Raw genomic sequence first — 8,781 nt, forward strand, 5'->3', positions numbered from 1 at the left:
ATGGTGCCGGAGTCGGCGCCCGGTGTGGAGTCCTGGACGCGGATCGACCCGCCCTCCTGGGCGATGCGGACCACGAACGGCTCGGCCTCGGGATCGCCGAAAGTCTGCGTCCACAGCTGACGGCCGTCGGCGGTGCGGACCTCGCGGGGCGCGTCGATCGCGCCTCCGTCGGCGTCCAGCACGAGGAGCTCGGTGTCCTCCGTGGTCGCCTCGAGGCGGACCGCCGTTCCCGCCATCGTGGCGACGGACACGTGCCCGTAGCCGATCCACAGGTCCAGCGGCTCGCCGGAGGTCTCGTAACCGGGTGCGACCGTGACGCGCAGGTCGCTCGCCGCGAGCGTCGCGTAGCGGCCGGGAGCGGCGCTCGAGAAGCCGTAGGTGCCCAGCACGGGGAGCAGCTCGCGGTCGGTCGGCAGCACGGCGGCGCAGGCGGCCGTGACCAGCGCGACCGTCGCGAGGGCGACCAGCGCGATCGCGCGCCTCCGGAACAGGCCGGCGAGCACGATCACCACGGCGAGCACGAGCGCGGCCGAGGCGGCTCCGACGACGAGGGCCGTCGGCCCGGAGGCGGTGAGCGAGACCAGTGCGCCGGTCAGTGCGGCGGCGCCCAGGGCGAGCAGCGTGAGGCTCGCCCGCAGCCGGGGGTTCGCGGCGCGTCGGAGGCGCTGGCGCTCCAGGCGCGCGGCGGTGACGGCGGCGGCGGCGACTCGCGCCTCCTCCGCCCGGGCGCGGGCCGTCTCGCGGGCCGACGCGCTCTGCTGGGCGCGGAACGCCTCCCGCTCGGCCCGCCAGGCCTCCTGGCGCTCGCGCCACTCGGCGACGGCCTCGGGGGACGAGGGGCGCTCGTCCTGCAGGCCGGGGTCGGGTGCGGGGTAGGCCGGAGCGGAGGGCGCGGGGTAGGGGAGCGTCGCGGAGGGGTGTGCGGACGGGGATGCCGGGGCCGGGTGGGCGGCCGCGTCGTCCGACCGCCGGCTCCGCCGCACGATCCAGACCACGAAGGCCACGATCAGCCCGAGCACCACGAGCGACCACAGCGTCCGCCCGGTCGCGGGTGCCCAGGGCATCGCCCCGGTGTACGCGCCGCCGAGCGACCAGAAGCCCTGCGCCACCGGCAGCATCGAGGCGAGCACGAGGACGCCGATCCCGGCGTGCACCCGGTCGAGCGAGCCGCGGAGCAGCCGCTCCACCGGCAGGGCGCCGTCCTGGTCGGGCAGCAGCAGCCAGGCCGCGGCGTAGAGGAGGAGCGCGGGCCCGCCCAGCACCGCGACGACGAGCACGATCCCGCGCACGATCAGCGGGTCGATGCCGAGCCGGTCGGCGATCCCCGCGCCCGAGAACCGCTTCGTGCTCTGGCTGCGCGGCCTCGACCTGCCCCGCCGTCCCGGCTGGATCGGCGGGGCCGGGGGCTCCCGGGTCGGGGCTCTCGGGGCCGGTGCTGTCCGGGCCGGCGCTGTCGGGGCCGGCCGCTCCGGGATCCGTCCCGATCGGCGTCGTCGCTGTGCCTGCCGCCTCCGTGCCGTCCGGCTCCCCGGAGCCCGGCGGGGTCGTGCTCTGTCCTGTCATGCTGCGAGTCTCCCGTGCGCTCCACGGCCCGGACCATCGGGGGAACCCCTGATCCGACCCCGAGAGCACCCCCGATCGTGCGGCCGACCTGTTTGGATGCAGGGGTGAGCACAGTCCCCGGCACCGCCGTCCGCCCCCCGCTGCAGCGGCCGCGGACGATGCTGCTCGGCGGAGTGTGCACCGCGGTCGCCGACCACCTCGGCTGGAGCGTGCGGAGGACCCGCCTCCTGGCCGCCCTCACGACCGCGCTCGGCGGGGGCGGCGCGCTCCTCTACCTCTGGCTCTGGGCCCTGGTGCCCCTCGCGCCGCTCGACTCGCGCGACGCGGATCCGGCCGTCCGCCGCTCCGCTCCCGTGGCCGGCCTGCTGACCCTCGCCGCCGCCGTCGCGGCGCTCGCCGTGCTGATCGCCGTCGACAGCGGCGACGACGCCGACATCACGCGCGCGCTCGTCGCCGTCGGCCTGCTCGCGGGAGGAGCCGTCGGCTGGAGCCTCGGGCTCGACCGCGGCGACGCCGTCCGCCCCGCCCGGTACGGCTCCGCGGTGCGCCTCGCCTCCTGCGCGCTGCTGGTGCTCGCCGGAGCGGCCGTGCTCACCGGCCGCCCGAGCGCCCTCAACGCGGTGCTCGCCGTGGGCGTGCTGCTGATCGCCGCCGGTGTGCTGGCCGCGCCCCGGGTGGTGACCCTCTGGTCCGAGCTGATGGGCGAGCGGGCCGCCCGCGTGCGCGAGGAGCAGCGGGCCGAGATCGCCGCGCACCTGCACGACTCCGTGCTGCAGACCCTCGCGCTCATCCAGAACCGCGCCGGAGCCTCGAGCGAGGTCGCCCGCATCGCCCGCGCCCAGGAGCGGGAGCTGCGCGACTGGCTGTTCGAGCGCGACGTCCCGGTCGCCAACGACCTGGCCGCCGAGGTCCGGGCGATCGCCGCCGCCGTCGAGCTCGACTACCCCGTGCACCTCGAGGTGGTGGCCGTCGGAGCGTCCGTCCCCGGCGCCGCCGCGCTCCTCGCCGCGACCCGCGAGGCCGTGCTGAACGCGGCCCGGCACGCGGGCGGCGACGTCTCGGTGTACCTCGAGTCCTCCGTGCAGGGCGTCGACGTGTTCGTGCGCGACCGCGGCCCCGGCGTCGTCCTCGACGAGGTGCCCGGGGACCGCCTCGGCATCCGCGAGTCGATCATCGGCCGGATGGCGCGCGCGGGCGGCAGCGCGACCGTGCGCCCCGGAGTCGGCGGCACCGGCACCGAGGTGCATCTGCGGCTCCCCGCGGAGGTCGAGCGGTGACCCGCGTGCTGCTGGTCGACGACCACTCCATCTTCCGCTCCGGCCTGCGGGCCGACCTCGCCCCCGAGCTCGAGGTCGTCGGGGAGGCGGCCGACGTCGACTCCGCCGTCGGCCTGGTCGCCTCGCTCGCGCCCGAGGTGGTGCTGCTCGACGTGCACCTGCCGGGCGGTGCGGGCGGAGGCGGGGCCGAGGTGCTGCGGCGCAGCGCCGGGTCGTCGTCGCGCTTCCTGGCGCTGAGCGTCTCGGACGCTGCGGAGGACGTGGTCGGCGTGATCCGCGCCGGCGCACGCGGCTACATCACCAAGGCCAGCTCCGGAGCCGAGGTGAGCCGGGCCGTGCTCGCGGTGGCGGGCGGGGACGCCGTGTTCTCGCCGCGCTTGGCCGGCTTCGTGCTCGACGCCTTCGGGGCGCTGGCGGGCGAGCAGGCGGAGTCGGTGGACGAGCTCGACCGGCTCTCGGCCCGCGAGCGCGAGGTGATGCGCCTGATCGCCCGCGGCTACGCCTACAAGGAGGCGGCGGCCGAGCTCTTCATCTCGGTCAAGACGGTCGAGTCCCACGTCTCCGCCGTCCTCCGCAAGCTGCAGCTCTCCTCCCGCTACGAGCTCACCGCCTGGGCCTCCGCGCGCCGCCTGCTCTGAGGCGCGCGCGAGCAGTCAACCCCGTCCCTCCTCCCGCTCCTGCCGTCCGACACTGTCGGGACACGACAGGAAAGGACGACCCGATGGTGACCACCACCCCCGCTCTCCCGACCCTGGCCGAGCTCCTCCGCGACTCCCGGCCCGTGTCGCAGCTCTACGTCGACCTCGCGATCGACTCCGGCGATCCGCCGGACATCTCGCTCGAGCGCGCCACGTCCCTCGGAGACGAGCTCGCCCGCCAGGGTGCGCCGCAGGCCGACATCCGGGCCCTCACCGCTCTGCTCGAGGGGGCCGGGCGCCCCCAGGGCGGCTGCTGCCTCTTCGCGGTCGCCGTGGACGGGAGGGTCGTGCTGAACGAGGTGCTGCCGGGTCGGCCGGTCGCGCCCGAGGGCGTCTCCTACAGCCCGCTCCCCGACATCGTGCCGCTGCTGCAGCACCGGCCCGACCTGCGCGTCCTCGTCGTCGAGACCTCGCGGGACGGCGGCGAGATCCGCCTGCACCGCCTGGGCGCGCAGCGACCCGAGGCCGAGCAGGCCGTGCAGGGCCGCACCGACACCCTCCACAAGGCGCAGGCCGGCGGCTGGCGGCACGACCGGTTCCACCACCACGCGGAGGAGATCTGGCGGCGCACGCAGGCCGAGCTCGCCGCCGCGGTGGACGAGCTCGTGCGCGTGCACCGGCCGTGCCTGCTGGTCGTCGCGGGGGACATCCACGCCCGGCAGCTGCTCGCGCAGCAGCTCTCGCCGAGCTGCGCCGCGATCCTGGCCGTCGAGCCCGTGAACACGCGGGCCGCCGGCAGCGAGGAGGGGGCGCTGGAGCGGTTCGTCGACGAGCAGCTCGACCGCATCCTGCTGCGCGAGAAGGAGGACGTGCTCGACGCCCTGCGCACCGGGGAGCCGCGCCGCACCGTCGAGTACTCGCTCGGCGCGATCGTCACGGCGCTGGCCTCGGCACAGGTCGAGACGCTGGTACTCGACCCCGGCCGGCTGCGCGAGCGCGCTCTGCTGGCGCTCGCCGCGGAGCCGTGGGTCGCGTCGGCCCCGGAGGAGGCGCTGGGTGCCGAGGTGATCGACTCCGTCGACGCCGCCCTCGCGCTGGCCCGCGCCGCCGTGCTCACGGACGCGCGCGTGCTCGTCACCGACTCCCGCACCGCTCCGGAGGGGGTCGACGTGGTGACGCTGCCGCACGACGCCGACGCCGCGGCGATCCTCCGCTGGCGCACCGGCCCGCCGGTCCCGGGGGCCTGAGCGGCGGGTCCCCGAGCGCGACAGGGCCCGGGCCCCGATCCTGTGATCGGTCCCGGGCCCTGTCCGGCCTCACGCCTGCTGGTCGTCCTCGCCCTCGGCGGCCGCGCGGCGGCGCGCTCCGAGTCCGAGCGCGGTGGCGCCCGCGGCCAGGAGCGCGGTGGCGCCCGCGATCAGGCCGACGCTCTCGACTCCGGTCGAGGCCAGCCCGCCGCCCGAGCCGCCGACGGGCAGCGGGGTCGGCGTGCCGGTCGGCGCGGTCGTGGGCACCGGGGACGGAGCAACGGTGGGCGCCGCAGTCGGCCCGGCGGTCGGTGCCGTGGTGGGAGTCGCCGTGGGCGCGGTGGTCGGCGGGGTCGTCGGTGCCGTGGTCGGCCCGGCGGTCGGCGTCGGAGTCGGCGCCACCACCTGCGACGCCGGCAGGATCTGCACGATGGTCGGACGCGGTGCCGCCACCGCTCCCGCAGCCGTGGATCCGTAGTCCGGGAAGAACGAGGTCGGCGCCTCGAAGGTGCCCTCCTCGCCCGGGTGCTGCACCGCCACGAACACGTGCTGGTCGAGGTCGTGGACGATCGGTCCGCAGGTCTCGGCGTCGCGGGGCACCGAGAGGAACTGCTCCACCCTGCCGCGCGTCGCGCCCTCGAGCGCGACCTTGAAGAGCCCGTCGTTGTAGCCGATGCCGCTCGGGGCGCCATCGGTCGAGATCCAGAGGTTCCCGACCGAGTCGAAGGCCAGGTTGTCCGGGCACGAGATCGGCGAGACCTGGTCCGCCGGGAAGCCGGAGAAGTAGACGACGTCGCCCTGCGCCTGGTCGCCGCAGAGCATCAGCAGGTTCCAGGTGAAGGTGCGGCCGGTCTGGTCGCCGCCGTCCTCGATGATCTCGACGATGTGGCCGTCGCGGTTCTCGGTGCGCGGGTTGACCTCGGTCGCGCCCTCCTTGGCGCCCTCGGTGCCGCGGGCGGAGTTGTTGGTGCAGGCCACGTAGATCCGGCCGCTGACCAGGCTGGGCTGCACGTCCTCGCAGCGGTCCATCTTGGTCGCGCCCGCGGCGTCCGCCGCCTGGCGGGTGTGCACGAGCACCTCGGCGACGCTCATCCCGGCGATCGTCGAGGCGCCGTTCAGCACCAGGGGCAGCCACTCGCCGATGCCGTCGAAGCCGCCGTCCGAGGGGACCGCCCCGGTGCCGGTGATCTCGGCCACGGGGGAGTCGCCGGTGAAGCGGGCGACGTAGAGGTCGCCCTCCTCCAGCAGGGTCTTGTTGTGGGCGCGGTCGCCCTCGATGTAGCGCTTCGTCGAGACGAACTTGTAGAGGTAGTCGAAGCGCTCGTCGTCCCCCTGGTACGCGACCACGCGGCCGTCCGGGGCGATGATGACGTTCGCGCCCTCGTGCTTGAGCCGGCCGAGCGCCGTGTGCTTCTTCGGCGTGGAGTCGGGGTCGAAGGGGTCGAACTCCACGATCCAGCCGAAGCGGTTCGGCTCGTTCTCGTAGCCCGGGGTGCGGGCGTCGAAGCGGGGGTCGTCGAGCTCCCAGAGGCGCGAGGTCTCGGAGTCGGCGAGGCCGTAGCGCTTCTCGGCGTCGCTCGTGCCGACGGCGCGGAAGTAGCCGTTGAAGTTCTCCTCGCCCGAGAGGATCGTGCCCCACGGCGTCGTGCCCCCGGAGCAGTTGCCGAGCGTGCCGAGCACGGTGCGGCCCTCGGGGTCGGCGACCGTCTTCAGCAGGTCGGTGCCGGCGGCGGCGCCGGTCACCTCGTAGGGGGTGTCGAGCAGGTAGCGGCGGTTGCGCTCGCCCCCGCGGACGTAGGCCCACGGGCGGTCGACCGCGGTGCGGACCAGCTCGACGACGCTGAGGCCGTGGGCGGCGCGGCCGACGGCGCGCACGCGCTCCGGCTCCGCCTCGAGCTGCGCGGCCGGGAACATGATGCTCTCGTTCGTGTACTCGTGGTTCACGACGAGCAGGGCGCGGAGGCGCTTCGAGCCCGGGATCTCGACGATGTCGGTGTAGTCGTTGTTGTAGCCGAACTGCGCGGCCTGGGCGGCCTCCGTCTGGTCGGCGATGTCGAAGGCGGGGCTGTCGGCGAAGAGCGGGTCGCCCCAGCGGATGATCGGCTGCCAGGCGAAGCCCTCGGGGACGGTGAACCGGTCGACCGTGTACGGCACCGGAGCGATGGGAGTGAAGGCGAGCGGCGAGCCGTCGGCCGAGGTCGCCACGGCCGCCTCGGCGGTGGGTGCTCCTCCGGCGGACGCGACGGCGACGGTGACCGCGCCGGCCAGGCCGAGGCCGAGGGCGCTGCGGCGGGAGAGCTGCGACGAGACGATGTCGCGGAAGTAGCTGTTGTGCGACGTGTTGCAGGTCGCGGTGGAGCAGGCGTTGGCGCACTTCAGCGCGCAGGTGACGGGGCTGCGCTTGCCGCGCACGTGGCCGGCCATCGGGAGGAGGAGCGGGCGGCGGGCGGTGTCTGACATGGAGGTCCTTCGATCACGAGCAGGAGACGCGATCGAGGCAAGCAGGGGGAGGGGGCGCCGATGCCGCCGGGTGGAGGCTCCTCCCTGAACGGATTGTGAACGTTCTCACAAGAAGGTGAGGCTCACCTTCCCTCCCGGCGGCCCTCCGAGCGCGCCTCCAGGACCGCCCCGACGTTCCCCGCGATCCACTCGACGACCGGCAGCAGACGCTCCGCCAGCTCCGCTCCCAGCGGCGTCAGCCGGTACTCGACGTGCGGCGGGACGACCGGCCGCGCCTCGCGGTGCACGAAGCCGTCCTCCTCCAGGATCCGCAGCGTCTGGGCGAGCATCTTCTCGCTGATCCCGCCGATCCGGCGCCGCAGAGCGCCCCAGCGCAGCGTGCCCGGAGCGAGCGCCGCGAGCACCAGGACGCCCCACTTGCTGGTGACGTGCCCGAAGACCTCGCGGCTCGGGCAGTCGGCGGAGTAGACGTCCCCGGCGAGCAGGGGGGAGTCGGCGATCATCATGGGTGCTCCTCGGAACAGGTGTGATGACAGTACTAACGAAATAGTGGGTACTGCATTCCGGGAAGCAGGAGGAGGATGCGCCGGTTGCACCCTCCTGGCGGCGGACCCCGCCCGCCCCACCCGTCAGGAAGGACCCCTCATGACCCTCGTCGTCACCGGAGCCACCGGCCACCTCGGCCGTCTCGCCGTCGAGCACCTGCTCGCCCGCGGCACCGCCGCCTCCGACATCGTCGCCACCGGCCGCGACGCCGCGAAGCTCGAGGCGCTCGCCGCCGACCTCGGCGTCCGCACCGCCGTCGCGGACTTCGACGACCCCGCCTCGCTCGACGACGCCTTCTCCGGCGCCGAGGCCGTCCTACTCGTCTCGGGCTCCGAGGTCGGCAGGCGCGTCGCACAGCACACCGCCGCGATCGACGCCGCCGTCCGCGCCGGCGCGCGCCTGGTCTACACGAGCGCCCCGAAGGCGACCACGAGCGCGCTCATCCTCGCCCCCGAGCACAAGGCCACGGAGGAGGCGATCGCCGCCAGCGGCGTCCCCGCCGTCGTCCTCCGCAACGGCTGGTACAACGAGAACTACGAGCAGACCGTCGCCGAGCTCGCCTCGACCGGCAGCACCCTCTCGAGCGCCGGCGAGGGCCGCGTCGCCAGCGCCGCGCGCACCGACTACGCCGAGGCCGCAGCGGTCGCCCTGACCGACCCGTCCCTGGTCGGCACCGTGCACGAGCTCTCCGGCGACACCGCCTGGAGCTTCGACGAGCTGGCCGCGATCGTCGCCGAGGTCGCCGGACGCGACGCCGCGATCAGCCACGTCTCCTCCGACGAGCACGCCCGCGTCCTCACCGGCGCCGGCGTCCCCGAGGGCGGAGTCGGCTTCGTCGTCGGCCTCGACGCGAACATCGCCGACGGCCTCCTCGGCGGGACCGACGGCTCGCTCGCCCGCCTGATCGGGCGGCCGACCACGCCGATCCGCGCGTACGTCGAGGAGCAGCTCGGGCGCTGACGCTCCGGCGTCCCCGTCGGCCGGGTCCGGCTCGCAGGAGCACCCCGCTCCCGCGAGCCGGACGGTGGCGCGCCCGGCCTCCCGCGGCGC

The 8,781-nt window shown here is 75.2% G+C and carries 7 protein-coding genes; 4 read left to right on the forward strand and 3 right to left on the reverse strand.

What is annotated here, in order from left to right:
• A partial coding sequence (locus C5C54_RS17055; RefSeq protein ID WP_104288861.1) for a hypothetical protein occupies window positions 1–1,289 on the reverse strand: 1,289 nt, incomplete at its 3' end.
• Between the two features lie 378 nt (window positions 1,290–1,667).
• Here C5C54_RS17055 and C5C54_RS17060 point away from each other — a divergent pair.
• The 3 genes from C5C54_RS17060 (at window position 1,668) to C5C54_RS17070 (ending at window position 4,725) form a co-directional block, all read left to right on the forward strand.
• On the forward strand, window positions 1,668–2,840 hold the full coding sequence (locus C5C54_RS17060; protein WP_104288862.1) for a sensor histidine kinase: 1,173 nt from the start codon (window positions 1,668–1,670) through the stop codon (window positions 2,838–2,840).
• A complete protein-coding gene (locus C5C54_RS17065) occupies window positions 2,837–3,478 on the forward strand; it encodes a response regulator transcription factor (RefSeq protein WP_104225749.1) in 642 nt (213 codons plus the stop codon). The genes C5C54_RS17060 and C5C54_RS17065 overlap by 4 nt, the downstream gene beginning before the upstream one ends.
• 83 nt (window positions 3,479–3,561) lie before the next feature.
• The gene (locus C5C54_RS17070) at window positions 3,562–4,725 is read left to right on the forward strand and encodes a Vms1/Ankzf1 family peptidyl-tRNA hydrolase (protein WP_104288863.1); all 1,164 of its coding nucleotides are present in this window, start codon (window positions 3,562–3,564) and stop codon (window positions 4,723–4,725) included.
• A gap of 69 nt (window positions 4,726–4,794) precedes the next feature.
• Here the strand turns inward: C5C54_RS17070 and C5C54_RS17075 are convergent, their stop codons facing one another.
• Entirely contained in the window at window positions 4,795–7,185 is a 2,391-nt protein-coding gene (locus tag C5C54_RS17075; RefSeq protein ID WP_104262603.1) for a PhoX family phosphatase, read from the reverse strand.
• Between the two features lie 122 nt (window positions 7,186–7,307).
• Window positions 7,308–7,691 carry a helix-turn-helix domain-containing protein gene (locus C5C54_RS17080; protein WP_104225746.1) on the reverse strand — a complete coding sequence of 128 codons (384 nt, stop codon included), beginning with the start codon at window positions 7,689–7,691 and terminating at the stop codon, window positions 7,308–7,310.
• Window positions 7,692–7,830: 139 nt separating this feature from the next.
• On the opposite strand from C5C54_RS17080, the gene C5C54_RS17085 reads away from it, so the two are divergent.
• Window positions 7,831–8,691: an NmrA family NAD(P)-binding protein gene (locus C5C54_RS17085; protein ID WP_104262604.1), complete on the forward strand. Its 861-nt coding sequence runs from the start codon at window positions 7,831–7,833 to the stop codon at window positions 8,689–8,691.
• The last annotated feature ends 90 nt before the right edge of the window (window positions 8,692–8,781 follow it).

Source organism: Rathayibacter sp. AY1F2, assembly GCF_002930885.1.
Lineage (GTDB): Bacteria > Actinomycetota > Actinomycetes > Actinomycetales > Microbacteriaceae > Rathayibacter.